This window comes from Streptosporangium roseum DSM 43021 (assembly GCF_000024865.1).
Taxonomy (GTDB): Bacteria; Actinomycetota; Actinomycetes; order Streptosporangiales; family Streptosporangiaceae; genus Streptosporangium; species Streptosporangium roseum.
The window spans coordinates 2,394,157-2,414,946 of record NC_013595.1 but is presented as its reverse complement, the minus strand read 5'-3'; the positions used below and the strand labels follow the sequence as shown (position 1 = coordinate 2,414,946).

Here is a 20,790-nt window from a genome sequence, read left to right as displayed (position 1 = left end):
AGACGTCAGTCTGCCAGGTCGGCGAGCATGCCCCAAACGACTCGGCTCACGCGCGTGCCCTCACAGGGAGAGATCTCCCGAGGCGACCAGGACCGCGGGGCCCGCCAGATAGCTGGTGCGCTCGTCGAGAGTGACGGTGACGGTGCCGCCCAGGACCTCGACCGCCCAGGTGCCGGTGGTCTCCCCCGCCAGGTGGGCGGCCGCCACGGCCGAGGCGACCGCGCCGGTGCCGCAGGAGCGCGTCTCGCCCGAACCCCGCTCGAAGACCCGCATCACGATCCGGCGCGGCCCCACCGGGTTGAGCAGCTCGATGTTCACCCCGCTCGGGAACGCCTCGGGGTCGAACGCGGGCTGGTGGCTCAGGTCGAGCTGGGCCACCGGGTCGCCGATGGCGCAGGCCAGGTGGGGGTTGCCCATGTCGACGCGGAGGCCTTCGTACTCCTGGCCGGCCACGGTCGTGCGGCTGCGGCCCAGCAGCCGGGGCGTCCCCATGTCCACGGTCACGTCGCCGGTCTCGGCGAGCCGTACGCGCCTGACTCCCCCCCGGGTGGCCACGCCGAACTCGCCCGCGCCGGCCAGCCCCGCGTCGACCAGGTAGCGGGCGAAGACCCGCACCCCGTTGCCGCACATCTCGGCGGCGCCGCCGTCGGAGTTGCGGTAGTCCATGAACCACTCGGCCTCGCCCGCCTGATCGGCGACCTCGGGGCTGAGCTTGGTCCGCATCACGCGCAGCACGCCGTCGGCGCCGATCCCGGCACGCCGGTCGCACACCCTCGCCACGAGCGCGGCGGGCAACTCCAGCTCACCGTCGGGATCGGGAAGGATGACGAAGTCGTTCTCGGTACCGTGTCCCTTTACGAATCGCATGTTCCGACTCTAGCCGCGCCGGCCGGGAGCCCTCTCCCTGCGGCCCGGCCGCCGCTCCCGTCGCCGGGACGGCCGGATCAGCCGCGCACCCGCGCGAGCGCCTGGCCGAGAAGGTCCGGAGCCTGCTGGGGGAGCCAGACCACCCGCGGGTCGCGGCGGAACCACGACTCCTGGCGGCGGACGAACCTGCGCGTCGCGCGGATCGTCTCCTCCATCGCCTGCTCCTCGGTCCACTCGCCGTCGAGGAAGCGCAGCACCTGGGCGTAGCCGAGCGCGCGGCTGGCCGTACGGCCGTCGGCGAGCCCCCGCGCGGCGAGCCGCCGGACCTCGTCCACCAGCCCGGCCTCCCACATGCGCTCCACCCGGGCCGCGACCCGCCCGTCCAGGATCTCCCTCGGCACCTCCACGCCCAGTTGCACGCTGTCGTAGACGGCGTCGTAGGACGGCATCGTGGCCGAGAACGGCCGTCCGGAGAACTCGACGACCTCCAGCGCGCGGACGATCCTGCGGCCGTTGCCGGGCAGGATGGCCTCGGCGGCCCTGGGGTCGCGCTCACGGAGGCGTTCGTACAGCGGTGCCGGGCCCGTGCGCTCCAGCTCCGCCTCCAGCCGCGCGCGGATCTCCGGGTCGGTGCCGGGGAACTCCAGGTCGTCGAGGGCGGCCCGCACGTAGAGCCCGGACCCGCCCACCAGGATCGGCACGACGCCCCTCGACCGCATGTCGTCGATCAGCGGCCGGGCCAGTGCCTGGTACTCGGCCACGCTCGCGGTCCTGGTCACGTCCCAGACGTCGAGCAGATGGTGCGGAACCCCGCGCCGTTCGACCGGGGACAGCTTGGCCGTTCCGATGTCCATTCCCCGGTAGAGCTGCATGGAGTCGGCGTTGATGACCTCCCCCTCCAGTTCGAGGGCGAGGTCCACGGCGAGATCGGACTTTCCGGCCGCCGTGGGCCCGATGACGGCGATGACTGGTAGTTGGCGCACGGGACAAGTGTGTCAACTGGGCGGGGGTGCTGAGGGACGGTGCTCCGCCCGCGCCGGGGCCCGGTCCCCCGCAGGCGCGTGGCGCCCGAGGCGGACGGCATGGCGAGACGTCCTTTTGACACAGTTTTTCGTTTCCGTAGACCGGAAATCGGATATTCCTCCCAAACAAGGATAGAAACGGTTTCTACGGCCCGTACAAGGTGGCATGACGTGCATCGGGGGATTCACCCATGTCGATCATCGACAAGATCAGGAGCATGCTCGGCGAGCACAGCACCAAGGCTGAGGAGCTCGCCAACCAGGGCATCGACAAGGCCGCACAGATGGCCAAGGAAAAGACAGGTGGCCAGTACGACCAGTACATCGACGCCGCGGCCGAACAGGCCAGGCAGCGGGCGGACATGATCGATGGCCAGACCGGCACGTCCCCGGTCCCTGGCGAGACCGCCACGCCCCGGAATCCCGGCGAGGCCGGCACATCCCAGACCCTGGGCGAGACCGAGCCCGAGACGGGCCCCTCGTCCCAGGCCTCCGGTGCGACACCGACACCACAGGAATCACAGACGCCTCGGAGCTCCGAGGAGACCGACCGGCCTCCGTACGCCGGCTAGAGCGGCGTCGTCTTCATCGCGGACCGCCCGGCACAGTCCCCGGGCGGTTCCCGCGCGTCCCGCTCAGTCCCAGTCGAGCGTCGGCTGCAGGTAGCCCTCCATGGTCAGCAGCCACCGCTTGGACTCCACGCCCTCTCCCCCGCTGAACCCGCCCAGCCCGTTCCCGGCCACCACCCGGTGACAGGGGACGATGATGGGAATGGGGTTGGCTCCCATGATCGAACCTATCGCCCGCGCGGGGACACCCGTCCCGCTCCGCGCGGCCAGCTCGCCGTAGGTCACGGCCTTGCCGTAGGCCACCGTCTCGTACAGCGTGCCGAGCACCTTGCGCTGCACCGGGGAGGTCAGCCGCCAGTCCACCGGGACGCCGAAGACCCGCAGCCTGCCCGCGTAGTAGTCGGCGAGCTCACCGAGCACCGCGGCCGTCCGGCCGGGGTCGTCCACCTCGGCCAGGCCGAGCCCCTCCAGGAAGCGGCCCCTGAGCCCCTCCCGGCCGCTCCAGCCGACCCCCGCCACGCCTGTCTCGGTGACCGCGGCGAGCATCTCCCCCAGCGGTGTCGGAACACTTCCGAACGCCACGGTTCCTACCATGTGGACTGTGTCCCTTCGCGAACCCGTCGTCCTCGGCACCTCCAGCGCGGTGCCCACCCGTCACCGTAACCACAACGGGTAGAACCTTCCTTGGGGTAAGAACTTCCCGCAGGTCCGCGTTCCTTCCCATCCTCCATGTCTTTCGTAGTGCGCTCGCACAGACCTCGACGGTCACGGGAAACCGGAACCCCTGACCGGTCATGGTGCGGAAGCCACGGTGGGCGGACAGGCTGGAGGCGTGAACACCCGGTCGCGATACGTCAGTCACCGTGTGTATCTCGTGCCGCTGCGTGCCAGGCCGGTGGACGCGTGCGGCAACGCCCTCTGATGATCTTCAGCGCGGCGTAAACTCGCTGTCATGAGTGCGGCACACGAAGAGTACGACGACCTTCACCGGCTGGTCGACCGCTTGACGCTGAACCAGGCGCGAGCCCTGCGTGCCGTCGCCCTGGAGCTCGTCGAAAGCGAACCCGTACCCCGCGCCGAAGCACATGACCGACGACGGCGGCTGTCGTTCGCCGGGATCATCGCTGACGAGCCGGACAGCGCCCAGCGTTCAGAGGAAATCCTTCTCGACCGGTTCCGGGACAGCTAGTGCTGATCTGCGACACCGGCCCTCTGTACGCAGCGATGAACCGGAAAGACCAGGATCATGTCCGTTGCCTTGATCTCCTCGAAACCCATCCAGGCCCGCTGATCCTCCCCGGCCCAGTTCTGGCAGAGGTCTGCTGGCTGTTGGAGTCACGGATAGGACCGGCCGCGGAAGCCGATTTCCTTCAGTCCATCGTGGACGGCGAGCTGACCATGGAGCCATTGACCACCGTCGATGTCGCCCGGATGAAAGCCTTGGTGGTGAAGTACGCGAACTTTCCCCTGGGAGCGGTGGACGCCGCCGTGATCGCCGTCGCAGAGAGGCTCGGCGTCCAGGAGATCGCCACCATCGATCATCGCCACTTCGGGGCGGTGAAGAACTCCCACGGCGGTCATTTCACGCTGCTGCCGTAACGCCGACCTCGCGCTTCCCGGATGCAGAATCGCCACTGCGACGGCTCCGCGGAACCACCTAGCATCGGTCGTGTGTCCCTTCGCGAACTCGTCGTTCTCGGCACCTCCAGCGCGGTGCCCACCCGTCACCGTAACCACAACGGATATCTCCTGCGCTGGGACGGCCAGGGCTTCCTCTTCGACCCCGGAGAGGGCACCCAGCGCCAGATGCTCCACGCGGGCGTCGGCGCCCACGACATCACCTGGATCTGCGTGACCCACTTCCACGGCGACCACTGCCTGGGGGTCCCCGGGATCGTCCAGCGCATCGCCAGGGACGGCGTCGCCCACGAGGTTCAGGCGGCCTACCCCGCGACCGGGGAGACCTACTGGCGCCGCCTGCGCCACGCCAGCGCCTTCGCCGACACCTCGGTGATCACCGAACGTCCCGTCTCCGGCCCGGTCACGACCTTCGAGGCGGGCCCGGTGACCCTCACCGCGCGCCCGCTCTCCCATCCCGTCGAATCCTACGGCTACCGCCTCGACGAGCCGGACGGCCGGCGGATGATCCCCTCCCTCCTCGCCGAGCGGGGGATCCGCGGCCCGTCGATCGGCGAGCTGCAGCGCACCGGCTCGGTGACCGCCCCGGACGGGTCCCTCGTACGGCTGGCGGACTGCAGCGGGCTCCGCCCCGGCCAGAGCGCGGCGTTCATCATGGACACCCGGCTGTGCGAGGGGGTGTTCGCCCTCGCCGAGGGCGTGGACCTGCTGGTGATCGAGTCCACGTTCCTGTCCGGGGAGGAGGCGCTCGCCTCGCGGTACGGCCATCTGACCGCCGCCCAGGCGGGCCGGGTCGCCGCCGAGTCCGGCGCCCGCAGCCTGGTCCTGACCCACCTGTCCGAACGCTACGACGCCGAGGACGGACCCCGTTTCCTCGAAGAGGCCCACCGGTCCTTCGACGGCGACGTCGTCCTCGCCCACGACCTGATGCGCGTCCCCGTCCCCCGCCGGGATCACCCGGCCCGGCGGGCCCGCAGCCACGTGGCGAAGGCGTCGAGCGCCTCCTGAGCCCCATGCCGGCCCACCCCCAGGCGGAACCGGTCGGCGGGGACGTCGGTGAGCTCGGAGCGGTAGAGGCCCGCGGGCAGCAGCAGCACACCGGCCTCCTCCACCAGGCTCTCGCAGAAGGCGTCCACGGAACCGGGGCCCAGGTAGCGGGGGAAGCAGACGCAGCCGCCCTCGGGCGGCGCCCACGCGAAGAGATCGGCGAACTCGGCGAAGAAGGCGTCGAAGAGCGGCAGGTTCGCGGCGATGATCCCGCGGTTGCGGCCGAGGATCACCTCCCGCGACTTCACCGCGATCCTGGCGAGGATCTCGCTGGGCGCCGCGTTGCAGATGGAGGTGTAGTGCTTGGCCCGCTCCAGCCTGGCCAGCAGCTCAGGGTCACGGCAGGCGATCCAGCCGACCCGCAGTCCGGGCAGCCCGTAGGCCTTGGAGACCACGTTGAGCGACAGCGCCCGGGGAGACAGGTCGGCGGCCTGCGGCAGGACGCGCGCGGGGTCGAGCTCCAGCCCCCGGTAGACCTCGTCGCTGAACAGGTGGATCCCCCGCTCGTCGCACAGCTCCGCCAGGCGCCGCAGGTCGGCCGCCGGGATCAGCTTGCCCGTCGGGTTGTTGGGGAAGTTCACCGAGACCACCCGGGTGTTGGGCCGCAGCGCCGCCTCGATCGCCCCGACATCGAGGGCGAAGTCCCGCCCGGCGTCGAGCGCCACCCCGGTGACCTCGCACAGCGACAGCGGGACCGTCTCGGCCGCCTGGTAGTTCGGCGTGACCACGACGGCGTGGTCACCGGGACCGAGCAGAACCCGCATCGCCAGGTAGATGCCCTCCTCGGCGCCCGCGAAGCACAACACGTCCGCGGGGAGCACGTCGGTGTAGGTGGCCGCGATCGCCTCCCGCAGGCCCGGGTCGCCGAAGGTCTCGGTGTAGCCGAGCCGCAGATCCGCCCAGGCCCGGCGGTCCTCGTCGTCGGCGAGCGCGAGCAGCTCCGCCATCGACATGGTCTCCGCGTCGGAGGCGGTCAGGTGGTGACGGGCGGTGAACTCCCAGCGGGAGAAGTAGGTCTCGAGCCTGAAGTCGGGCAGGAAGGTCATGGCGTGTTCCTGAGGTCGGAGAGCAGGGTGTAGACGGTCGAGCGGGAGACCCGCAGGGCTCTGGCCACCACCGGCACGGCCCGCCGCACGCCGAACACACCGAGCCGGTCGAGCTCGGCCAGTACGGCTAGGCGGTCCTCCCTGGTGAGCCGTTCCGGCGGACGCCGGCGCTCGCGGACAAAGGCGCCCACGGTCTCGGCCACCCGCTCGGTCCAGTCGTGCTCGAACAGCGCCTCGGGCCGCTCGGCGACCGGGGCGGCGAAAGCGGTGAGCAGGGCGGCGGCCTGGTCCAGCGGGGTCCGGTCGACGTTGACGCAGAGCACCGCCGAGGGACGCCCTCCGGCGTCGGTGACGACCGCGCTCACCGAGGACAGCCTCCGGCCGTCGGCGAGCAGCTTCTCGTAGGGCCCGTACACCCCCGACGGGGACGGGGTCAGCCCGTCGAGCTCCCCCAGCAGCGAGGGGTCACCGGGCTCCCGCCCGGACATCGGGTTCCAGATCGCCAGCACCTCGTCCCGCTCCGGGTCGTGCAGGACGACCTCGGCGTGCGGAGCGAGCAGGGCGGCGATCGCCGCGCAGACGGGCGACCACTGAGCCACCCTCGGATCGTCCATGAGCAGACAATAAGTCCAAATTGGATTTTTTGTCCAACCGGTCCGTATGCCACCGGAACAGCGGGCGGTCACAGGAACGTCCCACCGAGAGGAGCGGGCACGCGGTCAGCGCTGTCGCGGGGACGCGTGGCCGGGCGGCCTCGCGGGGGGAAAGCACACCCGGTCAGTCATGAGGGAACGCGCCGGATCGGCGGCGGAGAACGCGCGCCCGGTCACGGGCGTCACAGGGGCACGTGGCCGGTCGCGGGCGTCACGGGGGCACGTGGCCGGTCGCGGGCGTCACGGGGGCACGTGGCCGGCGGGCGGCCGGGATCACTCCGTCCAGCGGGCGACGAAGTAGCCCACCCCGTAGGGGGCGTCGTCGTAGAGGACCTCGCCGTTCAGGGAGCCCCCCGCTCCGGCCAGGACCTGCAGGGCCGCACGGCCGGCGACCCAGAGCTCGGCGGCCTCGCGGGGGTCGAGCGCCGGAACCTCGGCCCGGCCGAGCGCCTCCACGATCGCATGGTTGTACGGCCGCGCCTGGGGGTCCAGGTATCCGGGGGACTTCTCCGTGAGGCAGGCGGAGCCGTCGGCCATGACCAGCATCGCCACCCGGCCGGGCACGCCCGCCAGCTGTCCGCCGAGCGCGGCGCACGCCTCCGGGGAGGCGTCGAACGGCACGGCATGGAACCCCGACGCGGCCATCCCCTCCCGCTCCAGCAACCAGCGGCCGATCGAAAGGGAGAGCGGGAGAACGGGCTCGCCGGCGCCGACCCGGACGTCGACGCCCCAGGGCGCGAAGCTGCCGGCGGCGTCCGCGCCATGGGCTCCGGCCAGGTCGGCGCCGCCGACCACCACGATCGCGTCGGGCACCGAGTCCCGCAGGGCGCCCACCGCGGCCGCACAGGCGGCCCGGAGCTCGTCGAGCTCCCCGGCCGCGGCACCGGCCAGCTCGGGGACCAGCAGCGGAGGATGCGGGCAGACAGCCGCGGCGACAAGCACCCGGCCAGACTAACGGAGTCCCTCCACCCCGGCCGCGGACACCACCGCGCCGTACCCGGCGGTCACCGGGGAACGGCAGGGCCGGCCACCGCTACGGAAGACGCCGGAGCACCTCAAGGGCCGCCGCGCCGCACCCGGAAAGGCGCCGGGAGGAGCGCCGAGACCGCCGCGCCGTACCGGGTGGTCACCGGGGAACGGCAGGGCCGGCCACCGCTACGGAAGACGCCGGAGCACCTCAAGGGCCACCGCGCCGCACCCGGAAAGGCGCCGGGAGGAGCGCCGAGACCGCCGCGCCGTACCCGGAAGGACACCGGGAGAACCGCCGAGACCGCCGCGCCATGCCGGACGGTCACCGGAGAACCGCGGAGGGCGCCACCGCGCCCGGGAGTGTCAGGGGAGGGTGGAACAGCCTGCGGACTCCTGGAGCGGGGCGGGGCGGCCGATCGAGGGCATGCCGAGCATGACTCCGGGGCCGGCGGCCGGCGGGGCGGCCTGACGGGCCTGCCAGGCGTCGCCCGCGCGGGTGCGGCGGAGCTTCAGCGCCGGGCCGTCGGCCACCAGGTGGTGCGGGGCCGCGTAGGTCACCTCGACGGCGACCATGTCACCGGGACGCGGGGTCTCCTCGCCGGGAGCGAAGTGGACCAGGCGGTTATCGGAGGCGCGGCCCGACAGGCGGCGGGTCGCCTCGTCCTTGCGCCCCTCCCCCTCGGCCACCAGCACCTCGAGCGTCCGCCCGACCTGCTTCTTGTTCTCCTCCCAGGAGATCTCGGTCTGCAGGGCGACGAGCCGCTCGTAGCGCTCCTGCACGACCTCCTTGGGGATCTGGTCGTCCATGGTGGCGGCGGGGGTGCCGGGACGGATGGAGTACTGGAACGTGAAGGCGTTGGCGAACCGCGACTCGCGCACCACGTCCAGCGTGCCCTGGAAGTCCTCCTCGGTCTCGCCGGGGAAGCCCACGATGATGTCGGTGGAGATGGCGGCGTCGGGCATGGCCGCGCGGACCCGCTCGATGATGCCCAGGTAGCGCTCGGCCCGGTAGGAGCGGCGCATCGCCTTGAGGATCCGGTCGGAGCCGGACTGCAGCGGCATGTGGAGCTGGTGCATCACGTTGGGCGTCTCGGCCATGGCCGCGATGACGTCGTCGGTGAACGCGGCAGGGTGCGGGCTGGTGAAGCGGACCCGCTCCAGCCCGTCGATGTCGCCGCAGGCCCGCAGCAGCTTGCCGAAGGCGAGCCGGTCGCCGAACTCCACCCCGTAGGTGTTGACGTTCTGCCCGAGCAGGGTGATCTCCAGCACGCCCTGGTCGACCAGGGTCCGCACCTCGTTGAGGATGTCGCCGGGGCGGCGGTCCTTCTCCTTGCCGCGCAGCGCCGGCACGATGCAGAACGTGCAGGTGTTGTTGCACCCGACCGAGACCGACACCCACGCGGCGTAGGCCGACTCCCGCTTGGTCGGCAGCGTGCTCGGGAAGGTCTCCAGGGATTCCTTGATCTCGACCTGGGCCTCCTGCCGGACGCGCGCCCGCTCCAGCAGCACCGGCAGCGAGCCGATGTTGTGGGTGCCGAACACCACGTCCACCCAGGGCGCCTTGCGGACGATCTCCCCCTGGTCCTTCTGCGCCAGGCAGCCACCCACGGCGATCTGCATGCCGGGGTTGCTCACCTTCGAGGGGCGCAGGTGCCCGAGATTGCCGTAGAGCTTGTTGTCGGCGTTCTCCCGCACGGCGCAGGTGTTGAACACGACCACGTCGGCCGCCTCCCCCTCGGGCACGGGGACGTAGCCCGCGTCTTCGAGGAGGCCGGACAGGCGCTCGGAGTCGTGCACGTTCATCTGGCACCCGTAGGTACGAACCTCGTACGTGCGGGCGCTCTCCACGGTGACAGTCATCTCAACAGACAAGGGTAGGCGCTCCGCGCGGCCTTCGGACACGGCCCGCCCCCTGCCCACCGTAAGTAATGAAACCATCACGGCGAGCCAAGGGCGTCGCTAATCTGGGGCTCCAAAGCCGCGTGCGAGAATGAGATCCGACCGACAGCTGAGAGTGGTGAGCCGCGATGGCGATGCTCGTGCAGACCTCGGAGGCGCCCGTGAAGGCCAAGAAGCCGCACAAGAAGGCGGCGCCGAAGTCGACGAGCTTCTGGGACACCCCGGGCGAGCTCAGCGTCGATGAGTGGTTCGAGCTCAACTCGCGCGACGACGGCAGTCGTTACGAGCTCATCGACGGGAGCCTCATCGTGTCCCCCGCCCCGCCCTTCAGGCACCAGCGCCTCGGAGATCGACTCCAGAATCTCCTGGAGAGCATGTCACCGGAGGGGATGGTGCCGGTTACCGCGACAGGCCTGCTCCTGGATCGCAAGCCCGGAGTCATCCCCGACCTGATGGTGGTCGACAAGGCGCCGTTCGAAGAGGGCGCGGACATCGCCCAGCCCGAGTGGGTGCATCTGGTCGTCGAGATCGTCTCCAAATCCACCACGGCCACCGATCGTCGCATCAAACACGCAAAGTACGCAGAGGCGGGCATCCCGCATTTCTGGCGCATTGAGATGAGGCCGTTCCGCGGCCAGGGCAACGACGAACTGCCCGTGATCTTCACTTACGTGCTCGACGAGAACGGGGAGTATCAGCTCACCCACCGCATCTCCGCAGGCACGACCGCAGACTTCACCGAACCGTTCAAGGTGACCTTGGATCCGACCACGCTCGGCAGGATCTGACAGAAGCTGGACAAAATTTTACCCGAAACGGGCAGGTCGTGATCTGATCGGTACCGCAGGGTTAGCCTCGGGTGCCCTTTACAGAATTACGTTGTCCCCCATGACGGAGAACGGGGCCGCAACTCCTCTGGTGGTGCTTGCGGATGTCAACAAGCACTTCGGCAACCTGCATGTCCTGCGCGACATCAATCTGACGATCTCGCGGGGCGAAGTCCTCGTCGTCATCGGCCCCTCGGGCGGCGGCAAGTCGACCCTGTGCCGGGCGATCAACCGGCTGGAGACGATAGACGGCGGAACGATCACCTTCGACGGGCAGCCGCTCGCGGCAGAGGGCAAGACGCTGGCCAAGCTCAGGTCCGAGGTCGGCATGGTGTTCCAGTCCTTCAACCTGTTCGCGCACAAGACGATCCTGGAGAACGTCACGCTCGGACCGATCAAGGTCCGCGGCATCGCCAAGGCGGAGGCCGAGCGGAGAGGCATGGAGCTGCTCGAACGGGTCGGGATCGGCGCCCAGGCGTCGAAATATCCGGCACAGCTCTCGGGAGGTCAGCAGCAGCGCGTGGCCATCGCCCGCGCCCTGGCCATGGATCCCAAGATGATCCTGTTCGACGAGCCGACCTCGGCGCTGGACCCGGAGATGGTCCAGGAGGTGCTCGACGTCATGATCGGTCTCGCCCAGGAGGGCATGACGATGATGGTCGTCACCCACGAGATGGGATTCGCCCGCCGCGCGGCGAACCGGGTGGTGTTCATGGCGGAGGGCCAGATCGTCGAGGAGAACACTCCCGAGGAGTTCTTCACCAACGCACGGACGGACCGGGCGAAGGACTTCCTCTCCAAGATCCTTACGCACTAACGGCTCACCCCCCTTAAAGAAGAAGAGGTAGCAGGATGCGTGTACGTCGTATTGGAGCCGTGATGATCGCGGTGGCGGCCGCGGCCGCGAGTCTCACCGCGTGCAGCGGCGACAGTGACAAGTTCGTTGTTGGAATCAAGTTCGACCAGCCTGGCCTGGGACAGAAGCAGCCGGACGGTTCGTTCAAGGGTTTCGACGTCGACGTGGCCAAGTATGTCGCCAAGGAGCTCGGTTACACCGGCGACAAGGTTGAGTTCAAGGAGGCCATCTCGGCCAACCGCGAGTCCTTCATCCAGCAGGGCCAGGTCAACATCGTGATCGCGACCTACTCGATCACCGACGACCGCAAGAAGAAGATCGGTTTCGCCGGGCCGTACCTGGTCACCGGCCAGGACATCCTGACCCGCGCGGACGACACGACGATCAACAGTGTCGACGACCTGAAGGACAAGAAGGTCTGCGGCGCCCAGGGGTCGTCCTCGCCCAAGCGTCTGGTCGACAAGTTCGGCGACGCCTGGAAGGGCCAGTACCTCACCGAGCAGCAGGGCTACGGCGCCTGCCTGCCCCTGCTGGAGAACAAGCAGGTCGACGCGATCTCCACCGACGCGACGATCCTGGCCGGGTTCGCCACCCAGTCGCCCGGCAAGTTCCGCCTCGTCGGCAAGCCCTTCTCCGAGGAGAAGTACGGCATCGGCGTGAAGCTGGACGACAAGGACACCCGCGAGAAGCTCAACGCGGCGGTGGAGAAGATGTTCAAGGACGGCAGCTGGAAGAAGGCCGTCGACGCCAACTTCGGCGAGTTCGGAAAGTTCTTCACCACCCCGCCGGCCGTCGAGCGTTACTGATCGGCCACGAATCGGCCGGGGTGTGCGAACGCCCCGGCCGACGGCTATTGGAGGGATGAGTGCAGGCACTCTTCGACGAATTCCCGGTGATCCTGGGCGCTTTCTGGCTGACGATACGGCTCACGCTCGCCAGCGGGCTCCTGGCACTGATCCTCGGGACGATCCTCGCCGGGATGCGCGTCAGCCCGCTGCCCGTGCTGCGCGGGATCGGCACGGCGTACGTGAACATCGTGCGGAACACCCCGCTGACGCTGGTGATCGTGTTCTGCGGGCTGGGTCTCGGCCTGGTGCTGGACGTCTCGTTCTCCACGAGCCTGTCCACGAACTATCTCTGGCTGTCCATCATCGGGCTGTCGGGCTACACGGCCGCGTTCGTCTGCGAGGCGATCCGGGCCGGGATCAACACGGTGCCGCTCGGCCAGGCCGAGGCGGCCCGCGCCATCGGCCTGACCTTCTTCCAGAATCTGCGGCTGATCGTGCTGCCCCAGGCGCTCCGCGCGGTGATCGCCCCGCTGGGCAGCGTCCTGATCGCACTGATCAAGAACACCACGATCGCCGCCGCCATCGGCGTGGGTGAGGCCTCCCTGACGATGAAGACGCTCTTCGAGTCGCACGGCGACGCGGTCGTCCCGATCTTCTTCGGGTTCGCGCTCGGCTTCCTGATCCTGACTCTGCCCACCGGACTGCTGTTCACGTGGCTGTCCAAGCGCCTGGCGGTGGTCCGATGAGCACATTGACCGCGGAGCCGAGAAAGACGCGTAAGCGCGCGACCGCACCGGATCGGGTCAGCGTCCTCTACGACGCGCCCGGCCCCCGCGCTCGCGTGCGCAACACCGTGCTCACGGTGGTGGTCGTCCTCGTCGCGCTGCTCGCCGTCTACGTGATGGTGACCAAGCTGGATGAGAAGAACCAGCTCAACGCCGACCTGTGGACCCCGTTCCTCCGGGGCGACGTGTGGATCAATCTGATCCTGCCCGGCCTGTTCAACACGCTCAGCGCGGCGGCGGTCGCCGCGCTGATCGCGGTGCCGTTCGGGTTCGTCTTCGGCATCGGCCGGCTGTCCGACCACGCCTGGATCCGCGTCCCGGCGGGAGCGGTGGTCGAGTTCTTCCGGGCCATTCCGCTGCTCATCATGATCTTCGCGGTGATGTACGGCGGGAGCGCGGTCTTCGGGCTGACCGTGACCCCGTTCATGGCGGTGGTGACCGGCCTGGTCCTGTACAACGGGTCGGTGCTGGCGGAGATCGTGCGGGCGGGCATCCTGTCCATCCCGCGCGGCCAGTCGGAGGCGGCACTCGCGATCGGGCTGCGCAAGGGCCAGGTCATGCGGATGATCCTGCTGCCGCAGGGGGTCACGGCCATGATGCCGGCGATCGTCGCGCAGCTCGTCGTGCTCCTCAAGGACACGGCCCTGGGGTTCATCGTCTCGTTCGAGGACCTGTTGAACGCGGGGGCGCGCGTACTGCCGTCCAACTTCAACAACATCATCCCGGCAGTGATCGTCATCGCGATCATCTACATCATCATCAACCTGATCGTCGGGGCCATCGCCACCTGGTTGGAGATGCGCAGCCGCCGCAGCCGCAAGACCTCCGCCCAGCCGGTCGTCCCGCCCGGGGCGGTCGTGGCGCCCGGCTCGGGCGACATCTCCGCGGTGGACTGAGGCGGTTCCGTCCGAGGGCGGTCCCCGGTTCCGGTGGGCTTGTCCAGGTTCCGCCGAGGGCGGTCACCGGTCGCGGTGGCCGCCCTCCGGCGTTCCGGAAAACGAATCACCGCATGTCGCGCGGGATGGGCGCCATATCGACGACAGGCGGCGGGTTATCGGGCAGGATTACGCCATGTCCCCCGAGCAGGTCGTCCTGCCGTACGCCACCTGGCCTTCCCCGATCTCCAGCACCGGGGTGGCCAGGTCCGGGCTGCGCCTGGGATTCCCGACGGTGGTCGGCGAAGAGGTGTGGTGGACCGAGGACCGCCCCGCGGAGAGCGGGCGGACCACGATCGCGCACCGGGCCGCCGACGGCACGCACCGCGAGCTGCTGTCGGCGCCGTGGAGCGCCAGGACCCGCGTCCACGAGTACGGCGGGCGCTCCTACGCGGTGGTTCCCGGCGGGGGCGTGGTGTTCGCCAACCTCGCCGACCAGCGGCTCTACCTGCTGCCCCCCTGCGCCGAACCCCGGCCGATCACGCCGAGGCCCGACCGGGAGTCCGGGCTCCGCTACGCGGACATGATCGTCCACGACGGGCAGGTCTGGTGCGTCCAGGAGCGGCACCACGACGGCGGCGGGATCAGCCGTTCGATCGTGTCCGTCCCGCTGGACGGCGGGGACGTGCCGCGGGAGCGGGTCGGCGGGAGCGACTTCTACGCCTGTCTCGCCCTCTCCCCCGACGGCGAGCACCTGGCCTACATCTGCTGGGACCACCCCCGCATGCCGTGGAACGGCACCGAGCTGCGGATCACCCGGCTGGCCGACGGCACCTCCTGGACGGTCGGGGGCGGGCCCTCCGAGTCGGTGCTCGCCCCGCAGTGGCGCGACGACCGGCATCTCTATCTGGTCTCCGACCGGTCGGGCTGGTGGAACCTCTACCAGATCGGCATCGACGGCACCTCGCCCCGGGCGCTCCACCCGGTGGAGGAGGAGTTCGCCGGACCGCTGTGGCAGCTCGGCGGCCCGCCGTACCGGGTGCTGGCCGACGGGCGGATCGCGGTCCTGCACGGGCGGGGGGACATGCGGCTGGGCGTCCTCGACCCGGACAGCGGCGTGCTGACCGACCTGGACGTGCCCTACGACGGCTGGGAGCAGGTCCTCGCGTCCGACGGGCGCGTCCTGGCCGGGATCGGATACAGCGCGACGGTGCCCCGGTCGATCGTCCGCGTGGACACCGCGACCGGGCGGGCGGAGGAGCTCCGCCGTGACGTCGACGAGCTGCCCGACCTCGCCTACCTGCCGCTCGCCCGGACCGTGGAGATCGAGGGCCGCTCCGGCCGCCGGGTCCACGCGTTCGTCCATCCGCCGTCGAACCCGCAGGCCCGGGGCGACGGCGCCCCGCCCTACGTGGTGTTCGTCCACGGTGGCCCCACCGGGCGCAGCACCGGCGCCCTCGACCTGGAGAAGGCGTTCTTCACCAGCCGGGGCATCGGCGTGCTCGACCTCAACTACGGCGGTTCCACCGGCTACGGCCGCGCCTACCGCGACCGGCTGCGCGGCCAGTGGGGCGTGGTCGACGTGGAGGACTCGGTCGCCGCCGCCGAATGGCTGGCCGCCGAGGGCCTGGCCGACCCGGAGCGGATCGCGATCCGGGGCGGGAGCGCCGGCGGCTGGACGGTCATGGCCGCCTGCTGCGCGTCCGAGGTGTTCGCCGGCGGGGTCTCCTACTACGGTGTGAGCGCGCTCGCCTCGTTCGTCGCGACCACCCACGACTTCGAGTCCCGCTACATCGAGTGGCTGGTGGGCCCCGAGGATCCCGCCCTGTACAGCTCGCGCGAGCCGCTCGGCCAGGTCGCCGGGGTGAGCTGTCCCATGCTCCTCCTGCAGGGGCTGTCCGACCCGGTGGTCCCCGCCGCCCAGTCTCAGGCCTTCGCCGACGCCCTCGCCGAACGCGGCGTGCCGTGCACCTACCTCACGTTCGAGGGCGAGGCCCACGGCTTCCGCCGCGCCGAGACCCGCAGCGCGGCTCTGGCCACCGAGCTCGCCTTCTACCAGCAGATCTTCCGGAGCTGACTCAGCGCGCGAACTCGGTGGCCCTGGACTCACGGACGACGGTGATGCGGATCTGGCCGGGGTAGGTGAGCTCCTCCTCGACCTGCTTGGCGACGTCGCGGGCGATCACCTGGGCCTGGATGTCGTCGACCGAGTCGGGTTTCACCATGACCCGGATCTCCCGGCCCGCCTGCATGGCGAAGACCTTGTCGACGCCGTCGTAGGAGGTGGCGATCTCCTCCAGCCGCTCCAGCCGCTTGACGTAGGCCTCCAGCGACTCGCGCCGGGCCCCCGGACGGCCGCCGCTGATCGCGTCGGCGGCCTGGGTGAGGACGGCTTCGACGGTCTTGACCTCGACCTCGTTGTGGTGGGCCTCGATCGCGTGGACGACGTCCTCGTGCTCGCCGTACCGCCTGGCGATCTCGGCGCCGATGAGGGCGTGGCTGCCCTCGACCTCGTGGGTGAGGGCCTTGCCGATGTCGTGCAGGACCGTGCAGCGCTTGAGCAGCATCGGGTCGAGCCGCAGCTCGGCCGCCATGATCCCGGCGATGTGGGCAGACTCCACGAGGTGGCCGAGCACGTTCTGACCGTAGGAGGTGCGGTAGCGGAGCTGGCCGAGCAGTGTGATCAGCTCGGGATGCATCTCGGTGATGCCGAGCTCCACCAGGGCGTCCTCGCCGGCACGCACGCACAGCTCCTGGACCTCGACCTTGCTGCGCTCGTGCGCCTCCTCGATGCGCTGGGGGTGGATGCGGCCGTCGAGGACGAGCTTCTCCAGCGTCAGCCGGGCGGTCTCACGGCGGACCGGGTCGAAACATGACAGAAGCACCGCCTCGGGCGTGTCGTCGATGATCAGGTTGACCCCGGTGGTCGATTCGAAGGCGCGGATGTTGCGGCCCTCGCGGCCGATGATGCGGCCCTTCATCTCGTCGCCGGGCAGATGCAGGACGCTGACGACGGACTCGGCGGTCTGCTCGGTGGCAACGCGCTGGACCGCCAACGTGACGATCTTGGTTGCCCGCTTCTCGCCCTCCCTGCGGGCCTCACCCTCGATCTCCCTGACGATCAGCGCGGCCTCGCGCTTGGCCTGGTTCTCGATCTCCCTGACCAGCTCGGCCCGCGCCTGATCGCTGGTGAGGCCGGAGACCCGCTCCAGGATGACCTTGCGCTCCTGGGCGACCCGGTCAAGATCCTCACGGCGGCCGGCGAGCTTGGTCTCCGTCTCGGCGAGCTTGCGCGCCCGGTCCGCCTGGCGCCTGGCCTCCTCGTCGAGGCGCTGCTCCCGCTCGGCCAGCCGGTTCTCCCGGCGCTCAAGGTCGGAACGGAGCTCCTTCAGCTCGTACTTCAGCCCCCGGCTCTCCGCCTCTGCCTCCTTGCGCAGCTCGGCGGCGGCATCGACGGCCGCCTCGGACCTGCGCAGGACCTCTTCGGCGTCATGCTGGGCCCTGGTGCGGATCTCGGCGGCCTCAAGCCTGGCCTCCTCCAGCGCGGCCTGGATCTCGGCCTCCTGCTCGGGGGAGGGACCGGTCATCCTTCCGCCGGCTCCACCAGTGCGACGCAGCAACACGATCAGCGCGGCTATCGTCACCACGGCAAGAACCGCAACCGCCCCCGCCAATATGACGACCACAACCGGATCCATGCGCGCCCAGCCCTCCTCGCGTCGCAAATATCAAGCACGCGAGGGTCACACGCACGGCACGGAAAACCCAAACGCTGGCGGCATCAGGGCAGACATCAACACAGGACCGACGCTGCGCCGGCCGCTCCCGCCGACACGTCGTCTGCCCGCATCCACCAAGCTTGCACATCCGTAATTCGCCGTTATGACAATCCGCACTGCGCGGAGTAACTCCTCACTGCCGTCGAGGTTAAGCGTCAAAGAGGTAACGGGCAAGCAAAGCCAGCCTGGGGACCGTTCAAACATGAGAGGCCGGTGTTTCTTCCTCACCGTCTCGGCAGAAGCGGGGTGAAGGCGCCGGGACCTTGACATTACCGCGGGTGACGACGCCGGTCTTTTGGGTCAATGCGCCACTCATCCGACCCCTTCGGCGTAAAACATCTCCACGTGTTTTCGCTAGTCGTGCGGGTAATCCAACTCCGTGGAAAACGCGGGACTTTCCACCTCTTCACCCTCAAGCGCCTCACGGACCACACGGAAGGCCAGACCCGGACCGTATCCCTTCCGGGCGAGCATGCCGGCCAGCCTCCGGGTCCTGACGGCCGGCTCCAGACCGCGGGTCGACGAGAGCTTGCGCGCCACGAGCCTGCGGGCCGTCTCCACCTCCTGCTCGGGGTCGAGCTGCTCCACCGCCTCCTTGACGGTGTCCTCGTCCACCCCGCGGTGGCGTAGCTCCGAGGCGAGGGCCCTGCGGGCGAGGCCCCGCCCGGCGTGACGTGAGCTCACCCACGCCGCGGCGAACGCCTCGTCATCGATGAGCCCGACCTCGGAGAACCTCTCAAGCACGGCTTCGGCCGCCGCTTCGGGCACCTCACGCTTGCGCAGCGCCTCGGCGAGCTGGGCCCTGGTGCGCGGAGCCATGGTCAGCAGCCGCAGGCAGATCGCCCGGGCCACGGCCTGCGGATCCGCCGCGGGCCCCCGGCTCGCCGGGGATCCGTCGACCGGCCCATCGGGCAGGATCCCCTGGGAGTCGCCGCGCGACCGCTTCCCGCCGCGCCGGGACCCACGAGCGCCCCGGCCCCGGGACTCCCCGCCGGAGCGGTCGCCCGCCCCGCCCATGGGACCGTCTTCCGGAGCGGGCTCGTCGCCCGAGGGCGAGTCGGCCTCCCCGCCCGGCCCGGACGTCTCCCACGCCCCCGGCCGATCCCGGCGCGAGCGCCGTGAACGGCCTCCTCTTCTGCCCGTCCCGGAGGATCCGGCCTCCGGGACATCCGGCCAGGCGCCCCAGTCCCGCGGCCCGGCCGCGTCGGCCGGACCGGAGTCAGGTCCCGTCGTCATCGATCAATCCGGTTCAGACGTCGCCCGGCTTGGGAGTGGCCGCCTTGGAGCCGCGACCGGAGGTGGCGGGAACCGGGGCGGCGGGAGCCGCGGGCGGCGGCGTGGCCGGAGTGTCGAGGCGGGGGCCGATGCCGAGCTTCTCCTTGATCTTCTTCTCGATCTCGTTGGCCATGTCGGGGTGGTTCTTCAGGAAGTTGCGGGCGTTCTCCTTGCCCTGCCCCAGCTGGTCGCCCTCGTAGGTGTACCAGGCGCCGGACTTGCGGACGAAGCCGTGCTCGACACCCATGTCGATCAGGCCGCCCTCACGGGAGATGCCGATCCCGTAGAGGATGTCGAAGTCGGCCACGCGGAAGGGCGGGGCCATCTTGTTCTTGACGACCTTCACGCGGGTGCGGTTGCCGACCGCCTCGGTGCCGTCCTTCAGCGTCTCGATGCGGCGGATGTCGAGACGGACCGAGGCGTAGAACTTCAGCGCCTTTCCACCGGTCGTGGTCTCGGGCGAGCCGAACATGACGCCGATCTTCTCGCGGAGCTGGTTGATGAAGATCGCGGTGGTGCCGGTGTTGTTGAGCGCGCCGGCGACCTTGCGCAGTGCCTGGGACATCAGGCGGGCCTGGAGGCCGACGTGGCTGTCGCCCATCTCACCCTCGATCTCGGCCTTGGGCACCAGGGCCGCGACCGAGTCGATGACCAGCAGGTCGACGGCGCCCGACCGGATCAGCATGTCGGCGATCTCCAGCGCCTGCTCGCCGGTGTCGGGCTGGGAGACGAGCAGCGCGTCGGTGTCGACGCCCAGCTTCTTGGCGTATTCCGGGTCGAGGGCGTGCTCGGCGTCGATGAACGCCGCGATGCCGCCGCCCCGCTGGGCGTTGGCCACCGCGTGCAGCGCGACGGTGGTCTTACCGGAGGACTCCGGACCGTAGACCTCGACGATGCGGCCACGGGGGAACCCGCCGATGCCGAGCGCGACGTCGAGCGCGATGGAACTGGTCGGGATGACTTCGATGGGCGCGCGGGTCTCGTCGCCGAGGCGCATGACAGAGCCCTTGCCGAACTGACGCTCGATCTGAGCGAGCGCGGTCTCGAGCGCCTTCTCGCGGTCGTTAGCCGCCATGGGAGCCCCCTGAAGGGTCGCGGGTTGAATCGGTTGCCAGAAAGCTACGGGGTGCCACCGACATTTTCTGGAGAGCACGCCACGAGTGGCGGCGTGTCCAATATAGCCGAACGATTGTTCGATCGTGGCTCAACGGCATCACACGGTCCCGGGGTGGCGCGGGCCGCGGGAGGCGGCGGACCCCATCCTGGGAGCGACATTTCCGATCGTTCCCCCAGACCTGTTGTCACCAGGCTGAGCTGCGGCGATGCTGAAGGCAAACGACCGCGAGGTGACCGACGTGACCACCGCGTTCGCCCGGCGACGCCTGGCCCACCTTGAGTCCCTGCTCGCCGAGCTGCCCGGCCGGGGGCTGGCGGGCCGCATGCTCGGAGCCGGAGCCCCCGTGCTCTGGGTGTGGCATCCGGAGACGAGGCGGCAGACGATCGTCTTCGCCAGCCCGGCCGGGGACGGCTGGCTCTTCCTGTGGTCCCCGGACGGCCAGGAGAGCACCGAGGACCCCGGCCATGTGGCCGACCTGATCAGGAAACTGCTGAACGGCACCCCCTGAGCCGGGCCTTCCGGACGCCCGCAGGTCCCGCGCTCCCCGGCCCAGGTGCCCTGGTCCGCGCCCTTCAGCGCAGCCGGGCGGAGACGTCGGACACCCCGCACACGGCCCGCCAGACCTCCTTGGCGGCGATGCCGTCGGCCAGCGCCTGGTTCACCGTCCGGCCACCGAGATCGGCGATGACGTAGTCGCGGGCCCACGACTCCGCGTACGGGTCACCGAAGTGCAGTTTCATCCGGTTCCAGAACTCCGAGAGGCGCATGCTCCAAGTGT

The 20,790-nt window shown here is 70.1% G+C and carries 22 protein-coding genes; 11 read left to right on the top strand and 11 right to left on the bottom strand.

The features are described from left to right. Nucleotides 1-60: 60 nt before the first annotated feature. Both dapF and miaA read right to left on the bottom strand, forming a co-directional pair. Nucleotides 61-867 carry a diaminopimelate epimerase gene (gene dapF / locus SROS_RS10810; protein WP_012888962.1) on the bottom strand — a complete coding sequence of 269 codons (807 nt, stop codon included), beginning with the start codon at nucleotides 865-867 and terminating at the stop codon, nucleotides 61-63. A gap of 77 nt (nucleotides 868-944) precedes the next feature. Next, entirely contained in the window at nucleotides 945-1,850 is a 906-nt protein-coding gene (gene miaA / locus SROS_RS10805) for a tRNA (adenosine(37)-N6)-dimethylallyltransferase MiaA (RefSeq protein ID WP_012888961.1), read from the bottom strand. 230 nt (nucleotides 1,851-2,080) lie between these two features. On the opposite strand from miaA, the gene SROS_RS10800 reads away from it, so the two are divergent. After that, the gene (locus SROS_RS10800; protein WP_012888960.1) at nucleotides 2,081-2,461 is read left to right on the top strand and encodes an antitoxin; all 381 of its coding nucleotides are present in this window, start codon (nucleotides 2,081-2,083) and stop codon (nucleotides 2,459-2,461) included. 63 nt (nucleotides 2,462-2,524) lie between these two features. Here SROS_RS10800 and SROS_RS10795 read toward each other — a convergent pair whose 3' ends face one another. Beyond that, the gene (locus SROS_RS10795) at nucleotides 2,525-3,040 is read right to left on the bottom strand and encodes a methylated-DNA--[protein]-cysteine S-methyltransferase (RefSeq protein WP_245564604.1); all 516 of its coding nucleotides are present in this window, start codon (nucleotides 3,038-3,040) and stop codon (nucleotides 2,525-2,527) included. A gap of 370 nt (nucleotides 3,041-3,410) precedes the next feature. On the opposite strand from SROS_RS10795, the gene SROS_RS49415 reads away from it, so the two are divergent. The 3 genes from SROS_RS49415 (at nucleotide 3,411) to SROS_RS10785 (ending at nucleotide 5,104) form a co-directional block, all read left to right on the top strand. Beyond that, on the top strand, nucleotides 3,411-3,647 hold the full coding sequence (locus tag SROS_RS49415; RefSeq protein WP_012888958.1) for a hypothetical protein: 237 nt from the start codon (nucleotides 3,411-3,413) through the stop codon (nucleotides 3,645-3,647). Beyond that, a complete protein-coding gene (locus tag SROS_RS10790; protein WP_012888957.1) occupies nucleotides 3,647-4,057 on the top strand; it encodes a type II toxin-antitoxin system VapC family toxin in 411 nt (136 codons plus the stop codon). Before SROS_RS49415 ends, SROS_RS10790 begins: the two co-directional genes overlap by 1 nt. Nucleotides 4,058-4,129: 72 nt before the next feature. Beyond that, nucleotides 4,130-5,104, top strand: coding sequence for a ribonuclease Z (locus tag SROS_RS10785; RefSeq protein ID WP_012888956.1), 975 nt, complete (start codon nucleotides 4,130-4,132; stop codon nucleotides 5,102-5,104). On the opposite strand, the gene SROS_RS10780 is transcribed toward SROS_RS10785, so the two are convergent. The 4 genes from SROS_RS10780 to miaB all read right to left on the bottom strand — a co-directional run bounded on the left by SROS_RS10780 (nucleotide 5,050) and on the right by miaB (nucleotide 9,671). Then, on the bottom strand, nucleotides 5,050-6,189 hold the full coding sequence (locus SROS_RS10780) for an aminotransferase class I/II-fold pyridoxal phosphate-dependent enzyme (RefSeq protein ID WP_012888955.1): 1,140 nt from the start codon (nucleotides 6,187-6,189) through the stop codon (nucleotides 5,050-5,052). The genes SROS_RS10785 and SROS_RS10780 overlap by 55 nt on opposite strands. Then, a complete protein-coding gene (locus tag SROS_RS10775; RefSeq protein ID WP_012888954.1) occupies nucleotides 6,186-6,803 on the bottom strand; it encodes a helix-turn-helix transcriptional regulator in 618 nt (205 codons plus the stop codon). Before SROS_RS10775 ends, SROS_RS10780 begins: the two co-directional genes overlap by 4 nt. A 312-nt stretch (nucleotides 6,804-7,115) precedes the next feature. Further along, a complete protein-coding gene (locus SROS_RS10770) occupies nucleotides 7,116-7,784 on the bottom strand; it encodes a class III extradiol ring-cleavage dioxygenase family protein (RefSeq protein ID WP_012888953.1) in 669 nt (222 codons plus the stop codon). 390 nt (nucleotides 7,785-8,174) lie between these two features. Beyond that, entirely contained in the window at nucleotides 8,175-9,671 is a 1,497-nt protein-coding gene (gene miaB, locus SROS_RS10765) for a tRNA (N6-isopentenyl adenosine(37)-C2)-methylthiotransferase MiaB (protein ID WP_043651772.1), read from the bottom strand. A 167-nt stretch (nucleotides 9,672-9,838) separates the two neighbouring features. Here miaB and SROS_RS10760 point away from each other — a divergent pair, with 167 nt between their 5' ends. The 6 genes from SROS_RS10760 (at nucleotide 9,839) to SROS_RS10735 (ending at nucleotide 15,918) form a co-directional block, all read left to right on the top strand. Then, entirely contained in the window at nucleotides 9,839-10,498 is a 660-nt protein-coding gene (locus SROS_RS10760; protein ID WP_012888951.1) for a Uma2 family endonuclease, read from the top strand. A gap of 100 nt (nucleotides 10,499-10,598) precedes the next feature. Continuing rightward, nucleotides 10,599-11,354 (top strand): amino acid ABC transporter ATP-binding protein, encoded by a 756-nt coding sequence (locus tag SROS_RS10755; RefSeq protein WP_012888950.1) that lies wholly within the window; start codon nucleotides 10,599-10,601, stop codon nucleotides 11,352-11,354. Nucleotides 11,355-11,416: 62 nt separating this feature from the next. Then, nucleotides 11,417-12,199 (top strand): glutamate ABC transporter substrate-binding protein, encoded by a 783-nt coding sequence (locus SROS_RS10750; RefSeq protein ID WP_245564603.1) that lies wholly within the window; start codon nucleotides 11,417-11,419, stop codon nucleotides 12,197-12,199. Nucleotides 12,200-12,258: 59 nt separating this feature from the next. Then, nucleotides 12,259-12,927, top strand: a complete 669-nt coding sequence (locus SROS_RS10745) for an amino acid ABC transporter permease (protein ID WP_012888948.1) — start codon at nucleotides 12,259-12,261, stop codon at nucleotides 12,925-12,927. Beyond that, complete coding sequence (locus SROS_RS10740; protein ID WP_012888947.1) at nucleotides 12,924-13,862, top strand: amino acid ABC transporter permease; 939 nt, start codon at nucleotides 12,924-12,926, stop codon at nucleotides 13,860-13,862. Before SROS_RS10745 ends, SROS_RS10740 begins: the two co-directional genes overlap by 4 nt. A gap of 175 nt (nucleotides 13,863-14,037) precedes the next feature. After that, nucleotides 14,038-15,918 (top strand): S9 family peptidase, encoded by a 1,881-nt coding sequence (locus SROS_RS10735; protein ID WP_012888946.1) that lies wholly within the window; start codon nucleotides 14,038-14,040, stop codon nucleotides 15,916-15,918. Nucleotide 15,919: 1 nt separating this feature from the next. Here the strand turns inward: SROS_RS10735 and rny are convergent, their stop codons facing one another. The 3 genes from rny to recA form a co-directional block, all read right to left on the bottom strand. Continuing rightward, entirely contained in the window at nucleotides 15,920-17,539 is a 1,620-nt protein-coding gene (gene rny / locus SROS_RS10730; RefSeq protein WP_043651762.1) for a ribonuclease Y, read from the bottom strand. A gap of 435 nt (nucleotides 17,540-17,974) precedes the next feature. Continuing rightward, nucleotides 17,975-18,856, bottom strand: a complete 882-nt coding sequence (recX, locus tag SROS_RS10725; RefSeq protein ID WP_081453085.1) for a recombination regulator RecX — start codon at nucleotides 18,854-18,856, stop codon at nucleotides 17,975-17,977. Nucleotides 18,857-18,869: 13 nt separating this feature from the next. Next, nucleotides 18,870-19,970: a recombinase RecA gene (gene recA, locus SROS_RS10720; protein ID WP_012888943.1), complete on the bottom strand. Its 1,101-nt coding sequence runs from the start codon at nucleotides 19,968-19,970 to the stop codon at nucleotides 18,870-18,872. A gap of 247 nt (nucleotides 19,971-20,217) precedes the next feature. Here recA and SROS_RS10715 point away from each other — a divergent pair, with 247 nt between their 5' ends. Further along, complete coding sequence (locus SROS_RS10715; protein WP_012888942.1) at nucleotides 20,218-20,520, top strand: hypothetical protein; 303 nt, start codon at nucleotides 20,218-20,220, stop codon at nucleotides 20,518-20,520. A gap of 64 nt (nucleotides 20,521-20,584) precedes the next feature. Here SROS_RS10715 and SROS_RS10710 read toward each other — a convergent pair whose 3' ends face one another. Next, on the bottom strand, nucleotides 20,585-20,779 hold the full coding sequence (locus SROS_RS10710; protein ID WP_012888941.1) for a DUF3046 domain-containing protein: 195 nt from the start codon (nucleotides 20,777-20,779) through the stop codon (nucleotides 20,585-20,587). Nucleotides 20,780-20,790: the final 11 nt, after the last annotated feature.